Here is a 25,607-nt window from a genome sequence, read left to right on the forward strand (position 1 = left end):
TTATTTTCCGTATTGTTCACAAATCTGGTTGATGGCGTCGACCACGCGACGCACGTCGCCTTCCGTCATCTGCGTGAACAGCGGCAGCGTGACGGTCGACGCGCCGTACCGTTCGGCGTGGGGGAACATGCCCTCCTTGAAGCCGCGCGCACGGTACAGCGTGAAAAGATGGATCGCCGGGTAGTGGATGCCCGTGCCGATGCCGCGTTCCTTCAGCTGCGCCATGAATTCGGCGCGCGTGATCGTCAGCCGCTCGAGCGGCAGCGTGATCAGGAACATGTGCCAGTTGCTGTTCGCGAAGTCGGCAACCGGCAGGCCGACGCCGAGCTTCACGGCCGCGCCGCCGTCGAACGCGGCGAAATACGCGCGGGCGAGCGCGCGGCGCTGCGCGGTGAAGCGTTCGATGTGCGGCAGCTGGCCGAGACCGACGCGGGCGGCGACGTCGGTCAGGTTGTACTTGCCGCCGAGCACGTCGCAGTCCATCCCGTCGAAGCCGGTGCGCGTGATGCCCTGCAGCCGGTACTTCTGCGCGAGTGTCGCTTCGTCCTCGTTGTTCAGCACCAGCGCGCCGCCTTCGATCGTCGTCAGGTTCTTGTTCGCGTGGAAGCTGAACGACACGATGTCGCCGATCGCGCCGATGCGCTTGCCGTTCCACGTCGAGCCGAACGCCTGCGCGGCGTCCTCGATCACGCGCAGCTTGTGCGCGCGCGCGATCGCGTACAGGCGGTCCATGTCGACCGGCAGGCCGGACAGGAACACGGGGATGATCGCCTTCGTGCGCGGCGTGATCGCCTGCTCGAGCTTGTCGAGGTCGATGTTGCGCGTGACGGGATCGATGTCGGCGAACACGGGCGTCGCGCCCGTTTCGATGATCACGTTGCTGGTCGAGACCCACGACGCCGGCGTCGTGATCACCTCGTCGCCGGCACCGACGCCCGCGATGCGCAGGCCGATCTCGAGCGTGCAGGTGCCCGAATTGAACGCGCGGACCGGCCGCCCGCCGCAGTAGTCGGACAGCGCGGCCTCGAATTTCTGGCATTGCGGGCCGGTGGTGATCCAGCCCGAGCGCAGCACGTCGACGACGCCCTGGATGGTTTCCTCGTCGATTTCCGGTCGGGTGAACGGCAGAAACGGAGCGGTAGTCTGGCTCATGAACGCGTTGGCCTGTAATGGCGTGTAATAAAAGGGTCGGGCGATCCGCCCGAAACCGGCATTAAACACCGGTTGGCGGATTCGCACCGTGATTTTTTGTAGGCGGACACTTAACGCCGCGGGGCATGCTCAACTGCGCGCGAGCACGAGCACGCCGATCAGGATGATGCCGATCCCGACGAGCCGCTGGACCGACAGCACCTCGCCGAACAGGTACCACGCCGCGAACGCGTTGACCACGTAGCCGAGCGACAGCATCGGGTACGCGATCGACACGTCGACCCGCGACAGCCCGAGAATCCAGACCACGACGCTCAGCACGTAGCAGCCGAGGCCGCCGATGATCGGCAGCTGGGTCGCGATCTTCAGGCCGACCGGGAGGATGTTCGCACGGCTGAATTCGAAGTGCCCGACGGCGTTGACGCCGGCTTTCAGCAGCAGTTGCGCACAGGCGTTGAGCATCACGCCGGTGATGATGCAGACGAACGAAACGGGATTCATGCGAGGGGCGTCCTTACGATTGCGGTTTCTCGACGATCACGCGGCGGTTGTCGCGCGCGATCACGCGCATCGGCACGCCTTGCCTGACCAGCGCGTCGTACTGGCCGGGCGGCATGATCGCGAGCGCATGGGTTTCCTGCTTCCAGCGCGCGATCCATTCGTCGACCGTCGGAATCCACTTGTTCGGCTCCATCGAGATCCCGAACGCGAGCTCGTCCTGGCGCTGGACCATGATCGTCGTGTGGCCCATGTAGAACGGGAACGTATGGTCGAGCATCTCGATCGAGTAGAACGGCGTGTCGGGCGGCAGCTTCGCCAGTTCGGCGCGCACGGCCGGCGCGAGCAGCGCTCCCGAGCTGTAGCGGCCGAACTCGTCGTGCCCGGTGCCGCCGATCGTGCCGAACGCGAGCCATGCGGCGCCGAACGCGGCGAGCGCGGCGGCCGCGCCCGTCCGGCGGTTCAGCCACGCGGCCGCGAGCGTCAGCGCGGCCGAGACCGCGAGGCCCGCGTACAGCCACATCTGGAACGCGCGGTACAGCGCGTTCGGCGTGCGGGCATCGCCCTGGTACGCGAGGAAGATGATCCCGAACGCCGCGGCGACGAAGAACACGAGGTAGCCGAGCAGGTGGCGGCGGAACCGGTCAGCCGTCATCAGCGGCAGGTACGCGCCGATGATCAGCGCGAGCGCCGGCGCGACCGGCAACACGTACGAGATCAGCTTCGAATGCGACGTGCTGAAGAACAGGAAGATGAAGGCGCTCCAGATCAGCAGCACCAGCATCGGCGAGAAGCCGTTCGGCTGGCGCGGCATCCGCAGCGCATGGCGGATGCTCTGCCACGCGACCGACAGCCACGGCAGGAAGCCGACCAGCAGCACCGGCACGAAGTAGTACAGCGGGCCCGGGCGGTTCTGTTCCGGGGTGAGGTACCGGCGGAACTGCTGGACGATGAAGAAGAAGTTGAAGAACTCGGGGTTGCGCTGCTGCACCAGCACGAACCACGGCGTGACGATCGCGAAGAAGATCACGAGGCCGCTGACCAGGTACAGGCGCTTCCACAGCGTCCAGTCGCGCGCGATCAGCGTATAGAGCACGAGCACGGCGCCGGGCAGGATCAGGCCGACGAGGCCCTTGGACAGCACCGCGAGCGCCATCGCGGCCCAGCATGCCCACATCCAGCCGCGCACCGCGGCCGGGCGCAGCCCGGGCCGCTGCGCGAGCAGCAGCGAGCAGAGCGACAGCGCCATCCAGAACGCGAGCCCCATGTCGAGCGCGTTGAAGTGGCCCATCAGGTTCCAGTACGGCGAGCTCGCGAGCACGACGGCCGCGAGGAAGCCCGACAGCGGGTTGAACAGGCGCGCGCCGGTATAGCCGACGAGCAGCACGCCGGCGAAGCTCGCGACGGCCGTGTAGAGGCGCGCCTGCCATTCGCCGATGCCGAACCACGCGAAGGTCAGCGCATTCAGCCAGGTCTGCAGCGGCGGCTTCTCGAAGTACTTGTAGCCGTTGTAGCGCGGCGTGATCCAGTCGCCGGTGACGAACATCTCGCGCGCCATTTCCGCGTAGCGGCCTTCGTCGCTCGGGATCAGGTGGCGCAGCCCGAGCGGCGCGAACCAGACGATCGCGAGCGCGACGATCAGGAGGACGAGCGTGATGCGGTTGAGCGGTAGCCTCGAGGGCGTATCGTTCATGGATTTTCAGCCTGTTGGTTGGGGTGACGGGCCGCCGGCGGGTTGTGCCGGCGGCGGGCGGCCTGGCCGGACCGATCGGGGGATCGACCCGTTGCGCCGGCCCGAGTTTTACCGCATCGGGGATTAACGTTCAATTAAGAGCGCGGCGGCGACTTTGCGGCCCTCGGCCATCAGGATGTTGTAGGTGCGGCAGGCCGCCTGGAAATCCATCGTCTCGACGCCGATCCGCTTCGCCGTGAGCGCCGCGACGAGCCGCGGGTGCGGGAAGCGCAGCCGCGCGCCGCTGCCGAAGATCACGAGCTCGGGCGTCGGGTCGAGCAGCATCGCGAAATGCTCGGGCGCGAGCGCGTCGAACGACGACACCGGCCATGCCTGGACCGGCGCGCCGGGCAGCACGATGACGCTCGTTTCATGGCGTTCGAGATTGACGTCGACGTAATCGGGGCCGTAGCCGGTGACGGTATTGAGCGCGCCGCTCGTGTCCTGGTGCAGTTTCAAATCGGTATTCCGCGGTTCCGTAAGGGCATGTATCGCAAGGGCCGCAGGGGCCCGGATGGCCGGTTTCGCGCGCCTGGCCACATGGGGACGCCTGACGGCGCGGGCCCGGCGCGGCTATGGTGCATTGCGAAAGTCGGCCAAAATCCGCTAAATTATAACTTTTTGGTCGCCCCCGGGCGCCACTTGCGTCGTGCGTCGCCACAAGCCGCGTCCGACCGCCCGCTTTTTTCCAGTCTAGACAGCGCGCACAGACCGGCCGCTTTCCAGTTTTGATCCCGTCCCCCCGGCCGCAAGGCCAACCCAGGAACCGTGTCGTCGTGAAACCGATTCAGAAGTCGAACAAGCTGCTCAACGTCTGCTACGACATCCGTGGCCCGGTGCTCGAGCACGCGAAGCGCCTCGAGGAAGAAGGCCACCGCATCATCAAGCTGAACATCGGCAACCTCGCGCCGTTCGGTTTCGACGCGCCGGACGAGATCATCCAGGACATGATCCGCAACCTGCCGTCGTCGTCGGGTTATTCCGATTCGAAGGGCGTGTTCTCGGCGCGCAAGGCCGTGATGCACTACACGCAGGAAAAGGGCGTCGTGGGCGTCGGCCTCGACGACATCTACATCGGCAACGGCGCGTCCGAGCTGATCGTGATGGCGACCCAGGCGCTGCTGAACGACGGCGACGAAGTGCTGCTGCCCGCACCCGACTACCCGCTGTGGACGGCCGCGGTGAGCCTGTCGGGCGGCACGCCGGTGCACTACGTGTGCGACGAGCAGAACGCGTGGATGCCCGATCTCGACGACATCCGCAGCAAGATCACGCCGAACACGAAGGCGATCGTCGTGATCAACCCGAACAACCCGACGGGCGCGCTTTACTCCGACGAATTGCTGCTCGAGCTGCTCGAGATCGCGCGCCAGCACGGGCTGATCGTGTTCGCCGACGAGGTCTACGACAAGATCGTCTACGACGGCCTCGAGCACACCGCGATGGGTTCGCTGTCGGAGGACGTGATCACCGTCACGTTCAACAGCCTGTCGAAGAGCTATCGCTCGTGCGGCTACCGCGCGGGCTGGATGGCCGTGTCGGGCCTCGGCGGCGACAACCGCCGGCGCGCGAAGGATTACCTCGAGGGGCTGGGTATCCTGTCGTCGATGCGCCTGTGCGCGAACGTGCCCGGGCAGTTCGCGATCCAGACGGCGCTCGGCGGCTACCAGAGCATCAACGAACTCATCGTGCCGAGCGGGCGCCTGTACAAGCAGCGCGAGCTCGCGTACGACATGCTGACGTCCATCCCGGGCGTGACCTGCGTGAAGCCGCAGGCCGCGCTGTACATGTTCCCGCGCCTCGACCCGAAGCTCTACCCGATCCAGAACGACCAGCAGTTCATTCTCGACCTGTTGCTCGAGGAGCGTGTGCTGCTGGTGCAGGGCACGGGTTTCAACTGGGCGACGCCGGACCACTTCCGCGTGGTCTTCCTGCCGAACCTCGACGACCTGACCGATTCGATCAACCGGATCGCACGCTTCCTCGACGGCTACCGCAAGCGCCACTCGGCCTGAGCGGCCAGGGTCACGCGGAATTCACTACTTCTTACTCATCGATCACACGCAGCATGGAACCGATCAAAGTTGGCCTGTTGGGCTTCGGCACGGTGGGCAGCGGCACCTTCACGGTGCTGCGCCGCAACCAGGAAGAAATCAAGCGACGCGCGGGGCGCGGCATCGAGGTCGCGCGCATTGCCGTGCGTAATCCGGCCAAGGCGCGGGCCGTGCTTGGCGGTGATGCCGCCGCCGCGCAGATCACCGACGATTTCAATTCGGTCGTCGACGATCCGTCGATCGCGATCATCGCCGAGATGATCGGCGGCACGGGCATCGCGCGCGAGCTCGTGCTGCGCGCGATCGCGAACGGCAAGCACGTCGTGACGGCGAACAAGGCGCTGCTCGCGGTGCACGGCACCGAGATCTTCGAGGCCGCGCGCGAAAAGGGCGTGATGGTGGCGTTCGAGGCGGCCGTCGCCGGCGGCATCCCGATCATCAAGGCGCTGCGCGAAGGCCTGACCGCGAACCGCATCCAGTACATCGCGGGCATCATCAACGGCACGACCAACTACATCCTGTCGGAAATGCGCGACCGCGGGCTCGATTTCGCGACCGCGCTGAAGGCCGCGCAGGAACTCGGCTACGCGGAAGCCGACCCGACCTTCGACATCGAAGGCGTCGACGCCGCGCACAAGGCGACGATCATGAGCGCGATCGCGTTCGGCGTGCCGGTGCAGTTCGACCGCGCTTACGTCGAGGGCATCAGCAAGCTCGACGCGACCGACATCCGCTACGCGGAAGAGCTCGGCTACCGGATCAAGCTGCTCGGCATCACGCGTCGCGCCGAAAACGGCATCGAGCTGCGCGTGCACCCGACGCTGATCCCGGAGAAGCGCCTGCTCGCGAACGTCGAGGGCGCGATGAACGCGGTCGTCGTGCACGGCGATGCGGTGGGCACGACGCTGTACTACGGCAAGGGCGCGGGCGCGGAGCCGACCGCGTCGGCGGTGGTCGCGGATCTCGTCGACGTCACGCGCCTGCATACGGCCGACCCCGAGCATCGCGTGCCGCATCTCGCGTTCCAGCCGGACAGCCTGTCGAACACGCCGATCCTGCCGATCGAGGAAGTGACGAGCGGCTACTACCTGCGCCTGCGCGTCGCCGATCAAACCGGCGTGCTGGCCGACATCACGCGCATCCTCGCCGCGTCGGGCATCTCGATCGACGCGCTGCTGCAGAAGGAGTCGGAGCAGGTCGACGACGCGAAGGGCGAAACCGACATCATCCTGATCACGCACGAAACGGTCGAGAAGAACGTCAATGCGGCGATCGCGCAGATCGAGCGCCTCGCGACGGTCGTGTCGAAGGTGACGAAGCTGCGCATGGAAGCGCTGAACTGAGGACGGAAAGCGACATGAACTACATCTCCACGCGCGGCGCCGGCATCGGCGAGCGCCATACGTTCTCCGACATCCTGCTCGGCGGTCTCGCGAAGGACGGCGGGCTCTACCTGCCGGCCGAGTATCCGCGGGTGTCCGCCGACGAGCTCGCGCGCTGGCGCACGCTGTCGTACGCGGATCTCGCGTTCGAGATCCTGTCGAAGTTCTGCGACGACGTGCCGGCCGACGACCTGCGCGCGATCACGCGCCGCACGTACACGGCCGACGTGTACCGCAACACGCGCCACGGCGAGAACGCGTCCGACATCACGCCGCTGAAGACGCTCGGCACCGAGCATGGCGCGGCGCTGTCGCTGCTCGAGCTGTCGAACGGCCCGACGCTGGCGTTCAAGGACATGGCGATGCAGTTGCTCGGCAACCTGTTCGAGTACACGCTCGCGAAGCACGGCGAAGCGCTGAACATCCTCGGCGCGACGTCGGGCGACACGGGCAGCGCGGCCGAATACGCGATGCGCGGCAAGGCCGGCGTGCGCGTGTTCATGCTGTCGCCGCACAAGAAGATGAGCGCGTTCCAGACGGCCCAGATGTTCAGCCTGCAGGACCCGAACATCTTCAATCTCGCGGTGGAAGGCGTGTTCGATGACTGCCAGGACATCGTGAAGGCCGTGTCGAACGATCACGCGTTCAAGGCGCAGCAGAAGATCGGCACGGTCAATTCGATCAACTGGGCGCGCGTCGTCGCGCAGGTCGTGTACTACTTCAAGGGCTACTTCGCGGCGACGCAGTCCAACGACGAGCGCGTGTCGTTCACGGTGCCGTCGGGCAACTTCGGCAACGTCTGCGCGGGCCACATCGCGCGGATGATGGGGCTGCCGATCGCGAAGCTCGTGGTCGCGACCAACGAGAACGACGTGCTCGACGAGTTCTTCCGCACGGGCGCGTATCGCGTGCGCAGCGCCGAGAATACGTATCACACGAGCAGCCCGAGCATGGACATCTCGAAGGCGTCGAATTTCGAGCGTTTCGTGTTCGACCTGCTCGGTCGCGATCCGGCGCGCGTGATGCAGCTGTTCCGCGACGTCGAGGAGAAGGGCGGTTTCGATCTCGCGGCGAGCGGCGATTTCGCGCGCGTCGCCGAGTTCGGCTTCGTGTCGGGCCGCAGCAGCCACGCTGACCGGATCGCGACGATTCGCGACGTGTTCTCGCGTTACGACACGATGATCGACACGCACACGGCCGATGGCGTGAAGGTCGCACGCGAGCACCTGGATGCCGGCGTGCCGATGGTCGTGCTCGAGACGGCGCAGCCGATCAAGTTCGGCGAGACGATCCGCGAGGCGCTCGATCGCGAAGCCGAGCGGCCGGCCGCGTTCGACGGGCTCGAGGCGCTGCCGCAGCGCTTCGAGGTCGTGAAGGCCGATGCCCGGCAGGTGAAGGACTTCATCGTCGCCCATACGGGTGCATGACGCACGGCCGGGCCCGCGGGCCCGGCTGCGCGGGACGGCCGGAACGCCGATTCGTCGAACGGATCGGGGTTCCGGCCGTTTCGTTTGGCGCCCGGGCATGGCCTGTCGCGCGAAACAAGTGCCAGACCCGCGCGTTCGCGCCGATCACAGTTTTCGCATGTCCGCCATATCGCGCGCCGGTGCGACGGCGTCGCTACAATGACGTATTGACTCCAACGATCCCCGATTCCATCGATGTCGAACCCGAATCCCGCGGCGCCCCGCGCGCCGATGCTGTCGACCGCCGAGGCGCTCGCCGCGCTGCTCGATGCCGCGAAGCCGCTGCCCGGCGCGGAGACCGTCGCCACGCTCGATGCGCTCGGCCGCGTGCTGGCCGCCGACGTGAGCTCGCCGCTCGACGTGCCGCCGATGCATACGAGCGCGATGGACGGCTATGCGGTGCGCGTCGCCGACCTGCTGCACGGCGATCGGCGGTTGCCGGTGTCGCAGCGCATTCCGGCCGGCCATCCGGCTGGGCCGCTCGCGGCCGGCACGGCCGCGCGGATCTTCACCGGCGCGACGGTGCCGCCCGGCGCCGACGCGGTCGTGATGCAGGAGCAGGCATCGGCCGACGGCGACGCGGTCGAGATCCTGCACACGCCGAAGGCCGGTGAATGGATCACCGCGCAGGGCGCGGACATCCGCCAGGGTTCGGTGATCCTGCCGGCCGGCACGCGGCTCACGCCGCAGGCGCTCGGTCTGGCTGCATCGGTCGGCTGCGCGCAGCTGTCGGTCGCACGGCGGATTCGCGTCGCGGTGTTCTTCACCGGCGACGAACTGACGATGCCGGGCGAGCCGCTGAAGCCCGGCGCGATCTACAACTCGAACCGCTTCACGCTGCGCGGGTTGCTGGAGCGGCTCGGCTGCCACGTGACCGACTACGGGATCGTGCCCGATTCGCTCGCCGCGACGCGCGACACGCTGCGCGAGGCCGCGCGCGATCACGACGTGATCCTGACGAGCGGCGGCGTATCGGTCGGCGACGAGGATCACGTGAAGCCCGCCGTCGAGGCCGAAGGGCGGCTCGCGCTGTGGCAGATCGCGATGAAGCCCGGCAAGCCGCTCGCGTACGGCGCGGTGCGCCGCGGCGACGAGCGTGCGGACGCGCACTTCATCGGCTTGCCCGGCAACCCCGTGTCGAGCTTCGTCACGTTCCTGCTGTTCGTGCGGCCGTTCCTGCTGCGCCTGTCCGGCGTGCGTGACGTCGCGCCGCGCGCACTGTCGCTGCGTGCGGACTTTTCGCAAGGCAAGAGCGACCGGCGCAACGAATTCCTGCGTGCGCGCGTCAACGCGGCCGGCGGGCTCGACCTGTTTCCGAACCAGAGCTCGGCGGTGCTGACGTCGACGGTCTGGGGCGACGGCCTGATCGACAACCCGCCGCAGCACGTGATCAGCGCCGGCGAGACCGTCCGTTTCATTCCGTTTTCCGAACTGCTGTCGTAACGCGACGGCTTCCCGAACCATGAAGATTCAGCTGAAATTTTTTGCAAGCGTGCGCGAGGCACTGGGTGTCGCCGACGAAGCGGCAACCGTGCCGGACAGCGTGACGACCGTCGGCGACGTGCGCGCCTGGTTGCGCGTGCGCGGCGGCGTATGGGCCGAGACGCTCGCCGAGGGGCGCGCGCTGCGCATGGCCTGCAACCACGAGATGACCGATCCCGACACGCGGCTCACCGAAGGCTGCGAGGTCGCGTTCTTTCCGCCGGTGACGGGCGGCTGAGGGGCGCGCGATGGCAACGGTACGAGTCCAGGCCGACGATTTCGATCTGAATGCCGAAGTCGCGGCATTGCGCGCGCGCAACCCGAAGATCGGCGCCGTCGCGTGTTTCGTCGGCACGGTGCGCGACCTGAACGAAGGCGATTCGGTTGCCGCGATGGAGCTCGAGCACTATCCGGGGATGACCGAGAAGGCGCTCGAGAAGATTGCCGCCGAGGCCGGCCGGCGCTGGCCGGGCATCGACGTCGCGATCGTGCATCGCGTCGGCAGGCTGCTGCCGCTCGACCAGATCGTGATGGTCGCGACGGTCGCGCCGCACCGCGGCGATGCATTCGCGTCGTGCGAATTCGTGATGGACTATCTGAAGACCGAGGCGCCGTTCTGGAAGAAGGAAACGACGCCGGACGGCGAGCGCTGGGTCGATGCGCGCAGCACCGACGATGCCGCGCTCGCGCGCTGGGGCGTCGAGTCGGGCAATACGCCGCGCTAGGCAGTGCGTCGATCTGCCGCGGGTGGTGCGCCCGGCGTCACGGGCCGCGCGTCACGCGTCCGGGTCGGCACTGCGTCCGACGATCTTCGTCGGAAACGGTTCGCCGCGGGCACGCGACGGTAGCGCGTGCGGATCGTCGCCCGCGTCGCGGCGGCGCGGCGCGATCGCATCGAGCAGCGCCTGCTGCTCGGGCGGAATCCGATAATCCCAGCCGAACCGGCTCAACTGCAGGCTCTGGGCGATCCGCAGCGCGGGCGCCATGAAGCGGATCGCCGCGGGCGGCGCGTAGCGCGCCTCGACGGTCCTCAGGAACAGCGCCAGCCAGCGGCTGAAATGGGCCGGCTCGATCCCGTCGAGCGGCTGATGCGCCTGCTGCACGTTGCCGCGATAGCCTTTGGTGCCGAGCACGAGGCTCGACCAGAACGTGACCATCTTCGGCAGGTGGTCGTCCCAGCGGCCGGCCAGCTTCGCGTCGAACACGGGTCCGAGCAGCGGGTCGGCGCGCACGCGGTCGTAGAACGCGTAGACGAGCGCGCGGATGTTGTCTTCGGTCGGCTCGGTGTCGCGAGGGCGGGCCGGTGCGGTTTCGGGCGAGGCGGGCAGGGCATTCATGGCAAAAAGGGGCCGGTAGATCGGAGTGCTGACGGGCAGTGGCGGGAGGGCAGGCAGGACGCCGGTCGGATTTTGTCGCAAAATAGCGTCCAATACCCGCTGAAAAACGCGCAAGTGTCATGCATCTTATTGCGCGCACGCGATCCCGGCAACCCGGGGTCGCGGAACGGGACCGTCAGCCGGCCCCCGCACGCCCCGCGATCGGCCCGGCCCGCGTCATCGGGGCACGATCGATCATTTCCGTATCCGTCCATGAGACTCACTGACTACACCGACTATTCGCTGCGCGTGATGCTGTACCTTGCCGTGCGCGGCGAGGGGCTCGCGACGATCCAGGAGATCTCGGATGCCTACGGCATCTCGAAGAACCATCTGATGAAAGTCGTGCAGCAGCTCGGCGAGCTGGGATGGGTCGACACGGTTCGCGGCCGCAACGGCGGGCTGCGGCTCTTCCCGGCATCGCTCGAGTTGACGGTCGGCCAGGTCGTGCGCGCGACCGAGAGCGACTTCGCGCTGGTCGGCTGTTTCGCGACCGACGGCGGCGAATCGCGCGGCTGCGTGATCGAGCCGCGGTGCCGCCTGAAAGGCGTGCTGGCGGCCGCGCGCGATGCGTTCTTCGCCGAGCTCGACCGTCACCGGCTCGGCGAGCTGGCCGAGCCCGCGTCGCCGCTCGCGGCGCTGCTCGGCATCCGTCCGGTCGTGCCCGTGCGTGCCGAATCGTCGCCGGACGACCCATCGGCGACCGCCGAGCCGCCGTCGGCGGCCGGCTGACGCGCGCGCGCCGCGTCCCGCGATCCGAACGCGGCCTGTCCGGGGCCGCTTCCGGCCTATCCAGCAATTTTTGCGCTGAATCAACCCGAATTTGGCTTGAAAGCCGCATAACCATCCTTATCTTGGTGTTAATCGAAAATTGGAGGTCTCGACTAAATGAGAATCGACAAGCTCACCACCAAGTTCCAGGAAGCACTCGCGGACGCGCAAAGCCTCGCGGCAGGCCGCGACAATCAATACATCGAACCCGTTCACGTCCTCGCGGCGCTGGTCGCGCAGCAGGACGGGTCCGCGCGCTCGCTGATGTCGCGCGCGGGTGTTCACGTGCAGGCGCTGCAAGGCGCGCTGAACGAAGCCATTTCGCGCCTGCCGCAAGTGACGGGCACGGGCGGCGACATCCAGATCGGCCGTGAACTGGCCGGGCTGCTGAACCAGGCCGACAAAGAAGCGCAGAAGCTCAACGACACGTTCATCGCGAGTGAAATGTTCCTGCTCGCCGCGTCCGACGACAAGGGCGAAGCCGGCAAGCTCGCGCGCCAGCACGGCCTCACGCGCAAGGCGCTCGAAGCCGCGATCGCCGCGGTGCGCGGCGGCTCGCAGGTGCATAGCCAGGATGCGGAAAGCCAGCGCGAGGCGCTGAAGAAGTACACGGTCGACCTGACCGAGCGGGCCCGTGCGGGCAAGCTCGATCCGGTGATCGGCCGCGACGACGAAATCCGCCGCTCGATCCAGATCCTGCAGCGCCGCACCAAGAACAACCCGGTGCTGATCGGCGAGCCGGGCGTCGGCAAGACCGCGATCGTCGAAGGGCTCGCGCAACGGATCGTCAACGGCGAAGTGCCGGAGACGCTGAAGGGCAAGCGCGTGCTGTCGCTCGACATGGCGGCGCTGCTCGCCGGCGCGAAGTATCGCGGTGAATTCGAGGAGCGCCTGAAGGCCGTGCTCAACGACATCGCGAAGGACGAAGGCCGGACGATCGTCTTCATCGACGAAATCCACACGATGGTCGGTGCGGGCAAGGCCGAAGGCGCGATGGATGCGGGCAACATGCTGAAGCCGGCGCTGTCGCGCGGCGAGCTGCACTGCATCGGCGCGACCACGCTCGACGAATACCGCAAGTACATCGAGAAGGACGCCGCGCTCGAACGCCGCTTCCAGAAGGTGCTCGTCGACGAGCCGAGCGTCGAGGCGACGATCGCGATCCTGCGCGGGCTGCAGGAGAAGTACGAACTGCACCACGGCGTCGACATTACCGACCCGGCGATCGTCGCCGCGGCCGAGCTGTCGCACCGCTACATCACCGACCGCTTCCTGCCCGACAAGGCGATCGACCTGATCGACGAAGCCGCTTCGAAGATCAAGATGGAAATCGATTCGAAGCCCGAAGAGATGGACAAGCTCGACCGCCGGCTGATCCAGCTGAAGATCGAGCGCGAGGCCGTGAAGAAGGAGCAGGACGAAGCGTCGCAGAAGCGCCTGCAGCTGATCGAGGAAGAGATCGAGCGCCTCGGCCGCGAGTACGCGGACCTGGAAGAGATCTGGACCGCCGAGAAGGCCGCGGTGCAGGGCAGCGCACAGCTCAAGGAAGAGATCGAGAAGGTGCGCGCGGACATCGCGAGGCTGCAGCGTGACGGCAAGCTGGAGAAGGTCGCCGAGTTGCAGTACGGCAAGCTGCCGCAGCTCGAGGCGCAGCTGAAGCAGGTCACGCAGGCCGAAGAGCAGGAGCAGCACAACCCGACGCGTCCGCGCCTGTTGCGCACGCAGGTCGGCGCCGAGGAAATCGCGGAAGTCGTGTCGCGCTCGACCGGGATCCCCGTGTCGCGGATGATGCAGGGCGAACGCGAGAAGCTGCTGCACATCGAGGAAAAGCTGCACGAGCGCGTGGTCGGGCAGGACGAGGCGATCAGTGCGGTGGCCGATGCGATCCGTCGTTCGCGCGCGGGTCTCGCCGATCCGAACCGTCCGTACGGCTCGTTCCTGTTCCTCGGCCCGACGGGCGTCGGCAAGACCGAGCTGTGCAAGGCGCTGGCGTCGTTCCTGTTCGATTCGGAAGAGCACCTGATCCGCATCGACATGAGCGAGTTCATGGAGAAGCACAGCGTCGCCCGGCTGATCGGCGCGCCGCCGGGTTATGTCGGCTACGAAGAAGGCGGTTACCTGACGGAAGCCGTGCGTCGCAAGCCGTACAGCGTGATCCTGCTCGACGAGATCGAGAAGGCGCACCCGGACGTGTTCAACGTGCTGCTGCAGGTGCTCGACGACGGCCGCATGACGGACGGGCAGGGGCGGACGGTCGACTTCAAGAACACGGTGATCGTGATGACGTCGAACCTCGGCTCGCAGGTGATCCAGGCGATGACGGGCGCGCCGCAGGAAGAGATCAAGGACGCGGTGTGGCTCGAGGTGAAGCAGCATTTCCGCCCCGAGTTCCTGAACCGGATCGACGACGTCGTCGTGTTCCATGCGCTCGACCGCAGCAACATCGAGTCGATCGCGAAGATCCAGCTCGCCCGCCTGCACGACCGGCTCGCGAAGCTCGACATGGCGCTCGACGTGTCGCCGGCGGCGCTCGAACAGATCGGCAAGGTCGGCTACGATCCGCTGTTCGGCGCGCGGCCGCTGAAGCGCGCGATCCAGCAGGAGATCGAGAACCCGGTCGCGAAGCTGATCCTCGCGGGCCGTTTCGGTCCGAAGGACGTGATTCCGGTCGACGTCAACGACGGCAAGTTCGTGTTCGACCGCGTCGTTCACTGATCGCCTGCCATCGGTTGCCCGCCCGGTTCGCGCCGGGCGCGCAAAAACAAACACCCCGCCTCGGCGGGGTGTTTGCTTATGGGGCGGCCGAACGGGCCGCCGCGCGGGCCGGGACGCTCAGCCCTGCTTGTTGCCGCCGAACATGCCGGCGAGCTGCGTGAGCGTGCCGAGCACGTTCGACGTGTCGACCTGGCCGCCGGCCGGCACTTCGCCGTTCGGCGTCGCGCCGTTGACCACGTGCGGCAGCACCTGCGCGAGGATCGACGAGGCCTGCGACGGGTCGATGCCGACCTTGCTCGCGAGCGAGCCGACGACGTCGGAGCCCAGCACGTTCTGCAGCGTGTCGGCCGAGATCGGCTGGTTTTCGCCGTTGCCGACCCACGAACCGATGATGTCGCCGGCGCCACCGGCCTTGAATTTCTCGATCAGGCCGTTCAGGCCGCCCGGCTGGTTGTTGATGAATTCGAGCGCGGTGGTGATCAGCGCGCTTTGCGAGTTGCCGCCGGCCTGGCCGCCGATCAGACCGCCAACGATGTCGAGGAGACCCATGGTTCTTCACCTTCACTGAAAAGGGCGCCGTGACGACGGCGCCCGTTGAACGAATGCCGCGCGCACGCCGTCGCGCGCGCGGCGCACATCAGGCGCCCGACGCCGCGGCGGCGGAGGCTGCCTTGTCCTTCTTGCTCTTCTTCTTCGAACCCTTCGTCGCCTTCGTGGACGACGCGGCGGCCGGGGCGCTCGCACCCGCGTCGGCGGATGCCGCCGCCGCTGCCGCTGCCTTTTCCTTCTTCGATGCGCGCTTCGCCTTGGCCGGCTTCGCCGCCGCATCCGGTGCGCTGGCCGCCGGGGCCGGCGTCGCAGCCGTCGTGCCGGCCGTCGCGGTCGTGGACGTCGACGCGGTGCCCGCCGAGGTCGTGGCCGGCGTGGTGGCCGGTGCCGTTGCGGCCGGCTTCGACAGCTTGACGCCCTTCGGCGGCGTCGACGAGCCGCCGATCGTCAGGCCGTTTTCCTCCAGATGCCCGACCGACTTCGTGCCGAGACCCTTCACGCGGTTCGCGAGATCGTCGGCGTCCTTGAACGGGCCGTTCTTGGTGCGTTCGTCGATGATCGCCTTCGACTTCACGGGCCCGAGACCCTTCACGGATTCGAGCGCGGCCTGGTCGGCCGTGTTGACTTCGACGGCCGCGGCAAGGCCGGCGGCAAGCGACAGCGACAGCGCGACGAACAGCATCAGCAGCTTTTTCAGCATGGCAAAGGCTCCCTGGTTCTGACGGATGAATGGCTGTTGCAACGGACGGCGGGGCGCGAGGTGGCCGGGCGTCGCCGTTAAGCATAGGACAAATGCGTGCCCTTTTTAAGACAGGCTGACTGAATCTTGCTGAAGGCTTGCGGTGCTGTAAAGGCCGAAACCCGCGCCGGGCGCCGCTTTTGACCATTGTTTACGGTGTCGCCGGGGGCGAGCGGATCGTCGTCGCGCTGGCCGTGCGATCACGCTTGACTTAGAGTGAACTCTAACTCCTAACCTTGTTCCTGCCATGTCGAAAACCGTATCCCCATCCTCCTCCGCCGGTCCGCTGACGATCGGGCAAGTCGCCGAACTGACGGGCGTGTCGACGCACACGTTGCGGTACTACGAGCAGGCCGGGCTGCTGCGCGCGATTTCGCGCACGGCGGCCGGGCACCGGCTCTATGCGCCGGCCGACCTTGCCGGGCTGGCCTTCGTGATGCGCCTGAAGGCGACCGGCATGCCGATCGCGCAGATCCAGGCGTTCGCGGTGCTGCGCGAGCAGGGCGAGTCGACGTTCGGCGCGCGGCGCGACTTGCTGGTCGCGCATCGCGACGCGGTGCGCGCGCATATCGCGGAGCTGCAGGCGAACCTCGATGCGATCGGCGACAAGATCGCGTACTACGAGGCGCAGGAACGGGAAACGGAACGACGGGCGAAACCTTCTCTCTCTTTATCGGAACAGGACGGACACGATGGAACGACTCGTTGAGGATCGCTACACGCGCGGCTGGAACAAACTGAAGGAAATCGACGGCGAAGCGGGCGAACGCGTGATCGCGGCGCTGGCGCCGATCGCGCCGGACTTCGCGCGGCTCCTGGTCGAATTCAGCTTCGGCGACATCTACAGCCGGCCGCAGCTCGACCTGAAAGCGCGCGAAATCGCGACGATCGCGGCGCTGGCCGCGCTCGGCAACGCGCAGCCGCAGTTGAAGGTGCATATCGAGGCCGCGCTGAACGTCGGCTGCACGCGCGACGAGATCGTCGAGGTGTTCATGCAGATGGCCGTGTATGCGGGGATGCCGGCCGCGCTGAACGCGTTGTTTGCCGCGCACGAGGTGTTCAAGCGGCGCGACGAAACGGCCGGCGTGACGGACGATGCGAACGAAGCGGCCGGGCAGCCCGCATGACGGAGCGTGCGCCCGCGCGTCACGCGCGGTGCGGTGCGACGATCCGGTACTTCGCGATGCGCCGGTACAGCGTCGCGCGCGACATGCCGAGCGCCTGCGCGGCCGCGTCGGGCCGCCAGCGATGCGCGGTGAGCGCGGCGACGATGCGGCCGCGTTCGTCGTCGGGCAGTGCGCCCGGCGGAGCACCGCCGAGTTGAGCGGCGAGCTCGGCCGGCAGGTCGCGCCGCGTCACGCGCGCGGCGTCGCACACCGCGCACGCGTAGCGCAGGACGTTGCGCAGTTGCCGCACGTTGCCGGGCCACGCGTACGCGGCGAGGTGTTCGGCGAGCGTCGGATCGAGCGTGAGCACGTGGCCGGTCGCCTGCGCTTCCTCGGCGAACACGGCGGCAATCACGTCGCGCACGTCCGTGCGTGCGCGCAGCGGCGGCAGTTCGAACGTCGCGCCGCTCAGGCGGTAGTACAGGTCTTCGCGGAAGGTCCCGTCGGCCACCATCCGCGCGAGATCGCGGTGCGTCGCGCAGATCACGTCGAGATCGACGCGCACGGGCGTATCGCTGCCGAGCGGCACGACCTCGCCGTCGGCGAGGACGCGCAGCAGGCGCGTCTGCAGCGCGAGCGGCATGTCGCCGATTTCATCGAGAAACAGCGTGCCGCCGTCGGCGAGCGCGATCTTGCCGCGCGCGCCGTGCTTGCGTGCGCCGGTGAACGCACCGGCCGCATAACCGAACAGTTCGCTCTCGATCAGCGCATCGGGCAGCGCGCCGCAGTTGACGGCGACGAACGGCCGCGCGCGCCGTGCGCCGGCGTCGTGGATCGCGCGGGCGAACACCTCCTTGCCCGCACCGGTTTCGCCGAGCACGAGAATCGGCAGCCGTTTGCTCGCGACCCGCAGCGCGAGTTCGGCCTGTTGCGCGATATGCGCATCGCTGCTGTGCAGGAACGGCGTCAGCGCGCCGACGTTGCGCGGCGCGGTGCCCGCGCGGCGCGATACGGTGCCGGGCTCGCGGCCCGCGCGTCGTAGCGGCGCCCGCAACCGCGCATAGAGCGGTGCGCCGGTGGCGCGCAGCCGCAGCGCGACGATCGTATCGAGCCGCGCGGCATCGCGCAGCGGCATCTCGGTCGCGTCGAAGATCTCGTCGATGTGGCGCGGCTCGCGCAGCGCCGGCAGCGTGTCGCGTGCCTGCCGGTTCGCGGCGACGATGTTGCCGCATTCGTCGAATGCGATCATCCATTCCGGTTGCGCCTCGACGTAGTGACGGTTCGGATGCCCGAACAGGATCCAGTGCTGCGCGGTGCTGTGCACGAAGTAGCCGTCCTCGATCAGCGCCGCGCTTTGCCGCACGAGCTGGTAGACGAGGCGCTGGCTGTCGCGGCCGTCGGGCGAATGCACGGCCGACGCGTCGAGCACGCCGATCAGTTCGCCGCCCGGCGAGAAGATCGGCGCGGCGCTGCAGGTGAGCGTCGTGAACGCCGCGCGAAAGTGATCGGTCTTGTGCACGGTGATCGGCGCGAGATCGGTCAGCACGCTCGCGACGCCGCAGGTGCCTTCCTCGCTTTCCGACCAGCACGAGCCGATGTGCAGCCCCGCATGGCGGAAGTCGTTGCGGCGCTCGCGGTCGATCCGGTAGTCGATCGTCACGCCATGCGCGTCGGTCAGCATCACGCAGTAGTCGGCGACGCGGATCATGTCGTGCAGCCGCGTCAGGCATTGGCCCGACGCGCGCAGGAACGCCTCTTCCTTGTCGCGCACTTCGCGCAGCTCGGCCGCGGTCAGCACACGCGGGCCGATCGACGAAGCGGGGTCGAGACGGTAGCGCTCCAGCGACCGTTGCCACGACGACACGAGGCGCGCGGAGTCGGCCGGCGCGGGCAGGCGTCCGGCGAGCGCGCCGAGCACGCGGTCGGCGTGCTGGGCCTGGGGAACGGCGTAGGGCATGGTCGGCTCCGGTTCCGTACGGCGGGGAATGCGATGTTCTTGTAGCACATCCCGTTCGGCGGATCACATTGCATCGCAGCACGCGGCCGGCGTGAGACGTTCGTCTCACCGGTCGCTCGCCGTGTCTCGCGCGCGTGAGACATCCGCATGCACGGCGCACGGTGGCCGTCCGGCCGGCCGACGCCCGCGTCGAGCCGCGCGCGTGCGAGGTTTGCGGGCAGGGCGGCGCGCAAGCGCAGAGGCCGGGGCGATCGTTTCGTCGCATCGGCTGCGTGAGACGCACGGGCGGATTCGCCAGGTGCCGTGTCGTCACGGTCACGAAGCGCGAACGCGTGCCTGCCTGTCGCGCCAGTGTGCACGCGGGTTCCGCGGTCGTCGCAGCGACGATGGCACGCCGCTTGCAGAGATCACGGGCAAGCCGATGCGGTCGCGTCGGCGACGACGATCCGCCGCCCGTCGATGGCAGCGGACGACACAGACCGGGCCGGCATGGCCGGTCCACTGGATGGAGACGAACCCGTGACGACGCCCGTTACCGTCGGCGTGATCGCGAACCCCGCATCGGGGCGCGACATCCGCCGCCTCACGACGCATGCATCCGTGTTTCCGACGGCCGAGAAGGCGAACATGATCGTGCGCCTGCTGGCCGGCCTCGGTGCGATGGGCGTCGAGCGCGTGCTGACGCTGCGCGACCGCACGGGCATCGCGACGCTGCTACTGCGCGCGATCGACACGCATCGCGCGGTCGCGCCGCACGAACGCTGGCCCGAGGTCGAGTTCGTCGACCTGCCGATCACCGATACCGTCGCCGACACGCAGGCCGGCGCCGCGTACCTGCACCGGATGGAAGTCGCGCTGATCGTCGTGCTCGGCGGCGACGGTACCCATCGCGCGGTGGCCGCGCATTGCGGCGCGACGCCGCTCGTCGCGCTGTCCACCGGCACCAACAATGCGTTTCCCGAACATCGCGAGGCGACCGTCGCCGGCGTCGCGGCAGGGCTCGCCGCGACCGGCGCCGTGCCCGCCGAGGTCGCGTTCGTGCGCAACAAGCGGCTCGTCGTGCGCTGTGCGGCGGGCGCGCAGCCGGGGCGCGAGGAGATCGCGCTCGTCGACGTGTGCGCCGCGCGGCAGCGCTTCATCGGCGCACGTGCGATCTCCGGGTCCGACGACCTCGACGCGCTCTACCTGACCTTCGCGGAACCGGACGGCATCGGGCTGTCCGCGCTCGGCGGCGCGTGGGCGCCGCTCGAACGCAGCGCGCCGCACGGGCTTGCGATGCGCTTCGCGGAAGCCGGCAACGCAGCCGGCACGCCGCTCGTCGCGCCGATCGCGCCGGGGCGCGTCGATCGCGTCGTGATGCGCAGTTGCGAGCGGCTCGAGCCGGACACGTGGCAGGTGATTCCGTTCGAACGCGGCACGCTCGCGTTCGACGGCGAGCGCGAGATCGAGGTCGCGCGCGGCGAGCGCTACGAAATCTCGCTCGACTGGCGCGGACCGCTGACGGTCGACGTCGGCCGCACGCTGCGCTACGCGTCGTCGCGGCAATTGCTGCGCAGCGCCGGCGCGTGGCGCGACTGAGCATCCGGTTTGATGCAGGACGCTTCGCCATCCAGCACGATTTTCAAGGAGACATCGTCATGACAACCGTTCTCGAAGGACAGGTCGCCATCGTCACCGGCGGCGCGCGCGGCATCGGCCGCGGCATCGCGCTGACGCTTGCCGGCGCGGGCGCCGACATCCTGCTGGCCGACCTGCTCGACGACGCGCTCGACGCCACCGCGCGCGAGGTGCGTGCGCTCGGCCGCCGGGCGGCGGTCGCGAAGGTCGACGTCACGCAGACCGCGCAGGTCGACGCGATGGTCGCGCAGGCGCTCGCCGAACTCGGCGGGCTCGACATCCTCGTGAACTGCGCGGGCGTGATCAGCATTCATCCGGTCGCCGAACTGACCGAGCGCGACTGGGATGTCGTGATGGACGTGAACGCGAAGGGCACGTTCCTCGGTTGCCGCGCGGCGCTCGCGCACCTGAAGGCACAGGGTCGCGGCCGGATCATCAACGTCGCGTCGATCGCGGGCAAGGAGGGTTTTCCGAATCTCGCGCACTACAGCGCATCGAAATTCGCGGTCGTCGGCTTCACCAACGCGCTCGCGAAGGAGCTTGCGCGCGACGGCGTGACCGTCAACGCGATCTGCCCCGGCATCGTCCGGACCGACATGTGGGACCGGCTGTCCGACGCATGGAAGACCGACGGCGAAACGGTCGAGCAATCGTGGCAGCGGCACCAGTTGACGCTGATCCCGCAGGGCCGCGCGCAGACGCCGGAGGACATGGGCCGGCTCGCGCTGTTCTTCGCGACGATGGACAACGTGACGGGCCAGGCCGTGAACGTCGACGGCGGTTTCACGTTCCATTGACGGCCGCCGGCCGTGCAATCCGCCGCCGCGGCACGGACGCGGCGGCATTCGCAGTCAAACCTACCAGGAGACACACATGACCGCTTCGACCCAGCTCAGCAGGGACACGCTGCTGGACGCCTACCGGCTGATGCGCACGATCCGCGAATTCGAGGAGCGCCTGCACGTCGAATTCGCGACCGGCGAGATTCCCGGCTTCGTTCACCTGTACGCGGGCGAGGAGGCGTCCGCGGTCGGCACGATGCTGCATCTCGGCCTCGCCGATTACGTTGCCACCACGCACCGCGGTCACGGCCATTGCATCGCGAAGGGCGTCGACGTGCACGGGATGATGGCCGAGATCTACGGCAAGAAGACGGGCGTCTGCCACGGCAAGGGCGGCTCGATGCACATCGCCGACCTGTCGATGGGGATGCTCGGCGCGAACGGGATCGTCGGCGCGGGCGGCCCGCTCGTGTGCGGCGCGGCGCTCGCGGCGAAGCACAAGAAGACGGGCGGTGTCGGCGTGTGCTTCTTCGGCGACGGCGCGTCGAACCAGGGCGTGATCTTCGAATCGATGAACCTGGCGTCGGTGTGGCGCCTGCCCGCGATCTTCGTCGCCGAAAACAACGGTTACGCGGAAGCGACGTCGTCGAGCTGGTCGGTCGCGACCGACAACATCGCCGACCGCGCGAACGGGTTCGGGATGCCGGGCGTGATCGTCGACGGCTTCGACTTCTTCGCGGTGCACGAAGCGCTCGGCGAAGCCGTCGAGCGCGCGCGCAACGGCGGCGGCCCGACGCTGGTCGAGGTGAAGTTCACGCGCTATTTCGGCCATTTCGAAGGCGATGCGCAAACCTACCGCGCGCCGGGCGAGGTACAGAAGCTGCGCGACGAGAAGGACTGCCTGAAGCATTTCGAGACGCGTGTCGTGCGCGCCGAAGCGCTGACGACGGCCGACCTGCGCGCGGTCGACGCGCAGGTCAAGGCGCTGATCGACGACGCGGTCGCGCAGGCGAAGGCCGCGCCGGTGCCGGATGCCGCCGACCTGCTGGCCGACGTCTACGTGTCGTATCCGTGAGCGCGGCCTGACATCGCGGCCGGCACGGCAAACCGAACATTCCAGGAGACAGACATGGCAAGGAAGATCACTTATTCGCAGGCGATCAACGAAGCGCTCGCGCAGGAAATGGCGCGCGACGACAGCGTGATCGTGATGGGCGAGGACAACGCGGGCGGCGCGGGCGCGCCGGGCGAGGACGACGCATGGGGCGGCGTCCTCGGCGTGACGAAAGGGCTGTTCCACAAGTTTCCGGGCCGCGTGCTCGATACGCCGCTGTCGGAGGGCGGCTACATCGGCGCGGCGGTCGGCGCGGCCGCATGCGGGATGCGGCCCGTCGCGGAACTGATGTTCATCGATTTCATGGGCGTGTGCTTCGACCAGATCTTCAACCAGGCCGCGAAATTCCGCTACATGTTCGGCGGCAAGGCCGTGACGCCGGTCGTGATTCGCGCGATGTACGGCGCCGGGTTGCGCGCGGCCGCCCAGCACTCGCAGATGCTGACGTCGCTGTTCACGCACATTCCCGGGCTGAAGGTCGTGTGCCCGTCGACGCCGTACGACGCCAAGGGGCTGCTGATCCAGGCGATCCGCGACAACGATCCCGTGATCTTCCTCGAACACAAGCTGCTCTATACGCGCGAAGGCGACGTGCCGGAGGAGTCCTATGCGATTCCATTCGGCGAGGCGAACGTGGTTCGCGACGGTGACGACGTGACGATCGTCACGTACGGCCGGATGGTGCATCTCGCGATGGACGCGGCCGCGAAGCTCGCGAAGGACGGCATCCAGTGCGACGTGATCGACCTGCGCACGACGTCGCCGCTCGACGAGGAGACGATTCTCGAAAGCGCCGAACGCACAGGGCGCGTGGTGGTCGTCGACGAAGCGAATCCGCGCTGCTCGATCGCGACCGACATCGCCGCGCTCGTCGCGCAGCGCGCGTTCCATTCGCTGAAGGCGCCGATCGGGCTCGTCACCGCGCCGCATACGCCGGCGCCGTTCGCGAGCGTGCTGGAAGACCTGTACATCCCGTCCGCCGATGCGATTGCGCAGGCGGTCCTGAAGACGAGGAGCTGACACGATGTCGATTCACATGATCACGATGCCCAAGTGGGGGCTGTCGATGGAGCAGGGGCAGGTCAACGGCTGGCTGAAGGCGATCGGCGAACGCGTGACGAAGGGCGATGAGCTGCTCGAGGTCGAGACCGACAAGATCTCGTCGGGCGTCGAGTGCGCGTTCGACGGCACGCTGCGCCGGCAGGTCGCGCAGGAAGGCGAGACGCTGCCGGTCGGCGCGCTGCTCGGCGTCGTCGCGGCCGCCGAGGCGAGCGATGCCGACATCGATGCGGCGATCGCCGACTTCCAGCGCGATTTCGTGCCGAGCGCCGCCACCGACGAGGCTGCCGGCCCGCAGCCCGAGAAGGCGCAGATCGGCGGCCGCACTGTGCGCTTCCTGAAGCTCGGCGACGGGGCAGGCACGCCTGCCGTGCTGATCCACGGTTTCGGCGGCGACCTGAACAACTGGCTGTTCAATCACGCGGATCTCGCCGCGCACCGGCCGGTGTGGGCGCTCGACCTGCCCGGTCACGGCGAGTCGGGCAAGGCGCTCGATACGGGCAGCCTCGACGAACTCGCCGATACGGTGCTCGCGCTGCTCGATGCGCAGCACATCGAGCACGCGCACCTGATCGGCCATTCGATGGGCGGCGCGGTCGCGATGGCGGCGGCCGAGCGCGCGCCGCAACGGGTCGCGTCGCTGACGCTGATCGCGAGCGCGGGGCTCGGCACCGACATCAACCGTGCCTACATCGACGGTTTCGTCGCCGGCAACAGCCGCAACACGCTGAAGCCGCACCTCGGCGCGCTGTTCGCCGACCACGCGCTGGTGACGCGGCAGCTCGTCGAGGATCTCGTCAAGTACAAGCGGCTCGAAGGCGTGCAGGCCGCACTGGAGAAGATCGCGAACGCCGCGTTCGACGGCGCCGCCCAGCGGCGCGTGTTCCGCGACCGGCTCGCGACGCTTGCGCCGCGCACGCTCGTGATCTGGGGCGAGCGCGACCAGGTGATTCCCGCCCAGCATGCGCGGGGCCTGCCTGACGGCGTGCGTGCCGAGGTGATCGCCGGCAGCGGGCACATGGTGCAGATGGAGGCGGCCGCCGACGTGAACCGCCTGATCGTCGCGTTTCTCGGAGCGTGACGATGGCTGCCGCGCCCGAACGATCTAGCCTCACGGCGCTCGGCCGGCCGGGCGCGCGCAGCCGCGACAAGCTCGCGCGCATTCCGGTGCGCGTCGAGCCCGCGGCCGGCGCGGCGCTGCCGAAGCCGTCGTGGCTGCGCGCGCGGCCGATGATGAGCGCGGCGGTGGCCGACATGGCCGCCGTGCTGCGCGAGCATCGGCTGCATTCCGTCTGCGAGGAGGCGATGTGTCCGAACATCGGTGAATGCTTCGCGCAGCGCACCGCGACCTTCATGATCATGGGCGGCCTGTGCACGCGGCGCTGCCCGTTCTGCGATGTCGCGCACGGCCGTCCCGAGCCGCTCGATCCCGACGAGCCGGCACGGCTGGCCGCCGCGGCCGCCGCGCTCGGGCTGCGCTACGTCGTGATCACGTCGGTCGATCGCGACGACCTGCGCGACGGCGGCGCCGCGCATTTCGCCGCGTGCATCGCGGCGGTGCGCGCGAGCGTGCCCGGCATCGGTGTCGAGGTATTGACGCCGGACTTCCGCGGCCGCGTGGCGCGTGCGCTCGATGCGCTGTCGACGGCCTGGCCGGACGTGTTCAACCACAACGTCGAGACGGTGCCGTCGCACTATCGCGCGGCGCGGCCGGGCGCCGACTATCGCGGCTCGCTCGACCTGCTCTTGCAGGCCAAACGCGCGCGGCCGGGGCTGGTGACGAAGTCGGGATTGATGCTCGGGCTCGGCGAGCGTGACGACGAAGTGCGCGACACGCTGCGCGACCTGCGCGCGCATGACGTCGACGTGCTGACGCTCGGCCAGTATCTCGCGCCGTCGGCGTACCATCTGCCGGTGCGGCGTTACGTGAGCCCGGAGGCGTTCGCCGCGTGGCGCGGCGAGGCGCTCGCACTCGGTTTCAGGGAAGTCGTCGCCGGCCCGCTCGTGCGGTCGTCATATCACGCGGCCGACGTGCTGGAGGACGCGTAGCGGGCCG

Annotated in this window: 24 protein-coding genes; 16 read left to right on the plus strand and 8 right to left on the minus strand. The window is 68.3% G+C overall.

Going from position 1 to position 25,607, the window contains the following annotated elements; all coding sequences use genetic code 11:
• The 4 genes from AC0KUR_RS24035 to AC0KUR_RS24050 all read right to left on the minus strand — a co-directional run bounded on the left by AC0KUR_RS24035 (position 1) and on the right by AC0KUR_RS24050 (position 3,841).
• Positions 1–1,152 (minus strand): DegT/DnrJ/EryC1/StrS family aminotransferase, encoded by a 1,152-nt coding sequence (locus AC0KUR_RS24035; RefSeq protein ID WP_034188676.1) that lies wholly within the window; start codon positions 1,150–1,152, stop codon positions 1–3.
• 129 nt (positions 1,153–1,281) lie between these two features.
• The gene (locus tag AC0KUR_RS24040) at positions 1,282–1,653 is read right to left on the minus strand and encodes an SMR family transporter (RefSeq protein WP_034188675.1); all 372 of its coding nucleotides are present in this window, start codon (positions 1,651–1,653) and stop codon (positions 1,282–1,284) included.
• A 13-nt stretch (positions 1,654–1,666) separates the two neighbouring features.
• Entirely contained in the window at positions 1,667–3,343 is a 1,677-nt protein-coding gene (locus tag AC0KUR_RS24045) for a phospholipid carrier-dependent glycosyltransferase (RefSeq protein WP_473376500.1), read from the minus strand.
• A 123-nt stretch (positions 3,344–3,466) separates the two neighbouring features.
• Complete coding sequence (locus AC0KUR_RS24050; RefSeq protein ID WP_012328660.1) at positions 3,467–3,841, minus strand: Mth938-like domain-containing protein; 375 nt, start codon at positions 3,839–3,841, stop codon at positions 3,467–3,469.
• A gap of 317 nt (positions 3,842–4,158) precedes the next feature.
• Here AC0KUR_RS24050 and AC0KUR_RS24055 point away from each other — a divergent pair, with 317 nt between their 5' ends.
• The 6 genes from AC0KUR_RS24055 to AC0KUR_RS24080 all read left to right on the plus strand — a co-directional run bounded on the left by AC0KUR_RS24055 (position 4,159) and on the right by AC0KUR_RS24080 (position 10,491).
• Positions 4,159–5,397 (plus strand): pyridoxal phosphate-dependent aminotransferase, encoded by a 1,239-nt coding sequence (locus tag AC0KUR_RS24055; RefSeq protein ID WP_034188673.1) that lies wholly within the window; start codon positions 4,159–4,161, stop codon positions 5,395–5,397.
• A 53-nt stretch (positions 5,398–5,450) separates the two neighbouring features.
• Entirely contained in the window at positions 5,451–6,779 is a 1,329-nt protein-coding gene (locus AC0KUR_RS24060; RefSeq protein WP_034188672.1) for a homoserine dehydrogenase, read from the plus strand.
• Positions 6,780–6,793: 14 nt separating this feature from the next.
• Entirely contained in the window at positions 6,794–8,245 is a 1,452-nt protein-coding gene (gene thrC / locus AC0KUR_RS24065) for a threonine synthase (RefSeq protein WP_069245638.1), read from the plus strand.
• 234 nt (positions 8,246–8,479) lie between these two features.
• Positions 8,480–9,727 carry a molybdopterin molybdotransferase MoeA gene (locus AC0KUR_RS24070; protein ID WP_473376501.1) on the plus strand — a complete coding sequence of 416 codons (1,248 nt, stop codon included), beginning with the start codon at positions 8,480–8,482 and terminating at the stop codon, positions 9,725–9,727.
• 19 nt (positions 9,728–9,746) lie between these two features.
• Complete coding sequence (gene moaD / locus AC0KUR_RS24075) at positions 9,747–10,004, plus strand: molybdopterin converting factor subunit 1 (RefSeq protein ID WP_034188669.1); 258 nt, start codon at positions 9,747–9,749, stop codon at positions 10,002–10,004.
• 10 nt (positions 10,005–10,014) lie between these two features.
• The gene (locus AC0KUR_RS24080; protein WP_175028802.1) at positions 10,015–10,491 is read left to right on the plus strand and encodes a molybdenum cofactor biosynthesis protein MoaE; all 477 of its coding nucleotides are present in this window, start codon (positions 10,015–10,017) and stop codon (positions 10,489–10,491) included.
• A gap of 51 nt (positions 10,492–10,542) precedes the next feature.
• Here AC0KUR_RS24080 and AC0KUR_RS24085 read toward each other — a convergent pair whose 3' ends face one another.
• Positions 10,543–11,103: a group III truncated hemoglobin gene (locus AC0KUR_RS24085; protein ID WP_034188667.1), complete on the minus strand. Its 561-nt coding sequence runs from the start codon at positions 11,101–11,103 to the stop codon at positions 10,543–10,545.
• Between the two features lie 252 nt (positions 11,104–11,355).
• On the opposite strand from AC0KUR_RS24085, the gene AC0KUR_RS24090 reads away from it, so the two are divergent.
• Positions 11,356–11,874, plus strand: a complete 519-nt coding sequence (locus AC0KUR_RS24090; RefSeq protein ID WP_049035025.1) for an Rrf2 family transcriptional regulator — start codon at positions 11,356–11,358, stop codon at positions 11,872–11,874.
• 156 nt (positions 11,875–12,030) lie between these two features.
• Positions 12,031–14,628, plus strand: coding sequence for an ATP-dependent chaperone ClpB (gene clpB, locus AC0KUR_RS24095; RefSeq protein WP_034188665.1), 2,598 nt, complete (start codon positions 12,031–12,033; stop codon positions 14,626–14,628).
• 117 nt (positions 14,629–14,745) lie between these two features.
• On the opposite strand, the gene AC0KUR_RS24100 is transcribed toward clpB, so the two are convergent.
• Positions 14,746–15,177 carry a YidB family protein gene (locus tag AC0KUR_RS24100; protein ID WP_034188664.1) on the minus strand — a complete coding sequence of 144 codons (432 nt, stop codon included), beginning with the start codon at positions 15,175–15,177 and terminating at the stop codon, positions 14,746–14,748.
• An 88-nt stretch (positions 15,178–15,265) separates the two neighbouring features.
• Positions 15,266–15,877, minus strand: a complete 612-nt coding sequence (locus AC0KUR_RS24105; RefSeq protein ID WP_034188663.1) for a ComEA family DNA-binding protein — start codon at positions 15,875–15,877, stop codon at positions 15,266–15,268.
• 286 nt (positions 15,878–16,163) lie between these two features.
• Between AC0KUR_RS24105 and AC0KUR_RS24110 the strand changes: the two genes are divergently transcribed.
• Both AC0KUR_RS24110 and AC0KUR_RS24115 read left to right on the plus strand, forming a co-directional pair.
• The gene (locus tag AC0KUR_RS24110) at positions 16,164–16,625 is read left to right on the plus strand and encodes a MerR family transcriptional regulator (RefSeq protein WP_034188662.1); all 462 of its coding nucleotides are present in this window, start codon (positions 16,164–16,166) and stop codon (positions 16,623–16,625) included.
• A complete protein-coding gene (locus AC0KUR_RS24115; RefSeq protein ID WP_034188661.1) occupies positions 16,609–17,043 on the plus strand; it encodes a carboxymuconolactone decarboxylase family protein in 435 nt (144 codons plus the stop codon). The genes AC0KUR_RS24110 and AC0KUR_RS24115 overlap by 17 nt, the downstream gene beginning before the upstream one ends.
• 19 nt (positions 17,044–17,062) lie before the next feature.
• Here AC0KUR_RS24115 and AC0KUR_RS24120 read toward each other — a convergent pair whose 3' ends face one another.
• Positions 17,063–18,979 (minus strand): sigma-54-dependent Fis family transcriptional regulator, encoded by a 1,917-nt coding sequence (locus tag AC0KUR_RS24120; protein ID WP_034188660.1) that lies wholly within the window; start codon positions 18,977–18,979, stop codon positions 17,063–17,065.
• A 519-nt stretch (positions 18,980–19,498) separates the two neighbouring features.
• On the opposite strand from AC0KUR_RS24120, the gene AC0KUR_RS24125 reads away from it, so the two are divergent.
• The 6 genes from AC0KUR_RS24125 to lipA all read left to right on the plus strand — a co-directional run bounded on the left by AC0KUR_RS24125 (position 19,499) and on the right by lipA (position 25,600).
• Positions 19,499–20,557 (plus strand): ATP-NAD kinase family protein, encoded by a 1,059-nt coding sequence (locus tag AC0KUR_RS24125; protein WP_301741472.1) that lies wholly within the window; start codon positions 19,499–19,501, stop codon positions 20,555–20,557.
• A gap of 59 nt (positions 20,558–20,616) precedes the next feature.
• Positions 20,617–21,393, plus strand: a complete 777-nt coding sequence (locus tag AC0KUR_RS24130; RefSeq protein WP_473376502.1) for an SDR family NAD(P)-dependent oxidoreductase — start codon at positions 20,617–20,619, stop codon at positions 21,391–21,393.
• Between the two features lie 76 nt (positions 21,394–21,469).
• Complete coding sequence (locus AC0KUR_RS24135; protein WP_034188657.1) at positions 21,470–22,453, plus strand: thiamine pyrophosphate-dependent dehydrogenase E1 component subunit alpha; 984 nt, start codon at positions 21,470–21,472, stop codon at positions 22,451–22,453.
• Positions 22,454–22,507: 54 nt separating this feature from the next.
• Complete coding sequence (locus tag AC0KUR_RS24140) at positions 22,508–23,512, plus strand: alpha-ketoacid dehydrogenase subunit beta (protein ID WP_034188656.1); 1,005 nt, start codon at positions 22,508–22,510, stop codon at positions 23,510–23,512.
• Positions 23,513–23,516: 4 nt separating this feature from the next.
• Positions 23,517–24,632: an acetoin dehydrogenase dihydrolipoyllysine-residue acetyltransferase subunit gene (locus AC0KUR_RS24145; protein WP_473376503.1), complete on the plus strand. Its 1,116-nt coding sequence runs from the start codon at positions 23,517–23,519 to the stop codon at positions 24,630–24,632.
• 2 nt (positions 24,633–24,634) lie between these two features.
• Entirely contained in the window at positions 24,635–25,600 is a 966-nt protein-coding gene (lipA, locus tag AC0KUR_RS24150; protein ID WP_473376504.1) for a lipoyl synthase, read from the plus strand.
• The last annotated feature ends 7 nt before the right edge of the window (positions 25,601–25,607 follow it).

It is taken from the genome of Burkholderia sp. YHN3-13 (assembly GCF_055810675.1).

What these genes read in the sequence shown, in the direction of transcription:
- AC0KUR_RS24035 (WP_034188676.1), bottom strand. Translation starts at nt 1,152, where the DNA reads ATGAGCCAGACTACCGCTCCGTTTCTGCCGTTCACCCGACCGGAAATC.
- AC0KUR_RS24040 (WP_034188675.1), bottom strand. Translation starts at nt 1,653, where the DNA reads ATGAATCCCGTTTCGTTCGTCTGCATCATCACCGGCGTGATGCTCAAC.
- AC0KUR_RS24045 (WP_473376500.1), bottom strand. Translation starts at nt 3,343, where the DNA reads ATGAACGATACGCCCTCGAGGCTACCGCTCAACCGCATCACGCTCGTC.
- AC0KUR_RS24060 (WP_034188672.1), top strand. Translation starts at nt 5,451, where the DNA reads ATGGAACCGATCAAAGTTGGCCTGTTGGGCTTCGGCACGGTGGGCAGC.
- thrC (WP_069245638.1), top strand. Translation starts at nt 6,794, where the DNA reads ATGAACTACATCTCCACGCGCGGCGCCGGCATCGGCGAGCGCCATACG.
- AC0KUR_RS24070 (WP_473376501.1), top strand. Translation starts at nt 8,480, where the DNA reads ATGTCGAACCCGAATCCCGCGGCGCCCCGCGCGCCGATGCTGTCGACC.
- moaD (WP_034188669.1), top strand. Translation starts at nt 9,747, where the DNA reads ATGAAGATTCAGCTGAAATTTTTTGCAAGCGTGCGCGAGGCACTGGGT.
- AC0KUR_RS24080 (WP_175028802.1), top strand. Translation starts at nt 10,015, where the DNA reads ATGGCAACGGTACGAGTCCAGGCCGACGATTTCGATCTGAATGCCGAA.
- AC0KUR_RS24085 (WP_034188667.1), bottom strand. Translation starts at nt 11,103, where the DNA reads ATGAATGCCCTGCCCGCCTCGCCCGAAACCGCACCGGCCCGCCCTCGC.
- AC0KUR_RS24090 (WP_049035025.1), top strand. Translation starts at nt 11,356, where the DNA reads ATGAGACTCACTGACTACACCGACTATTCGCTGCGCGTGATGCTGTAC.
- clpB (WP_034188665.1), top strand. Translation starts at nt 12,031, where the DNA reads ATGAGAATCGACAAGCTCACCACCAAGTTCCAGGAAGCACTCGCGGAC.
- AC0KUR_RS24100 (WP_034188664.1), bottom strand. Translation starts at nt 15,177, where the DNA reads ATGGGTCTCCTCGACATCGTTGGCGGTCTGATCGGCGGCCAGGCCGGC.
- AC0KUR_RS24105 (WP_034188663.1), bottom strand. Translation starts at nt 15,877, where the DNA reads ATGCTGAAAAAGCTGCTGATGCTGTTCGTCGCGCTGTCGCTGTCGCTT.
- AC0KUR_RS24110 (WP_034188662.1), top strand. Translation starts at nt 16,164, where the DNA reads ATGTCGAAAACCGTATCCCCATCCTCCTCCGCCGGTCCGCTGACGATC.
- AC0KUR_RS24115 (WP_034188661.1), top strand. Translation starts at nt 16,609, where the DNA reads ATGGAACGACTCGTTGAGGATCGCTACACGCGCGGCTGGAACAAACTG.
- AC0KUR_RS24120 (WP_034188660.1), bottom strand. Translation starts at nt 18,979, where the DNA reads ATGCCCTACGCCGTTCCCCAGGCCCAGCACGCCGACCGCGTGCTCGGC.
- AC0KUR_RS24130 (WP_473376502.1), top strand. Translation starts at nt 20,617, where the DNA reads ATGACAACCGTTCTCGAAGGACAGGTCGCCATCGTCACCGGCGGCGCG.
- AC0KUR_RS24135 (WP_034188657.1), top strand. Translation starts at nt 21,470, where the DNA reads ATGACCGCTTCGACCCAGCTCAGCAGGGACACGCTGCTGGACGCCTAC.
- AC0KUR_RS24140 (WP_034188656.1), top strand. Translation starts at nt 22,508, where the DNA reads ATGGCAAGGAAGATCACTTATTCGCAGGCGATCAACGAAGCGCTCGCG.
- AC0KUR_RS24145 (WP_473376503.1), top strand. Translation starts at nt 23,517, where the DNA reads ATGTCGATTCACATGATCACGATGCCCAAGTGGGGGCTGTCGATGGAG.
- lipA (WP_473376504.1), top strand. Translation starts at nt 24,635, where the DNA reads ATGGCTGCCGCGCCCGAACGATCTAGCCTCACGGCGCTCGGCCGGCCG.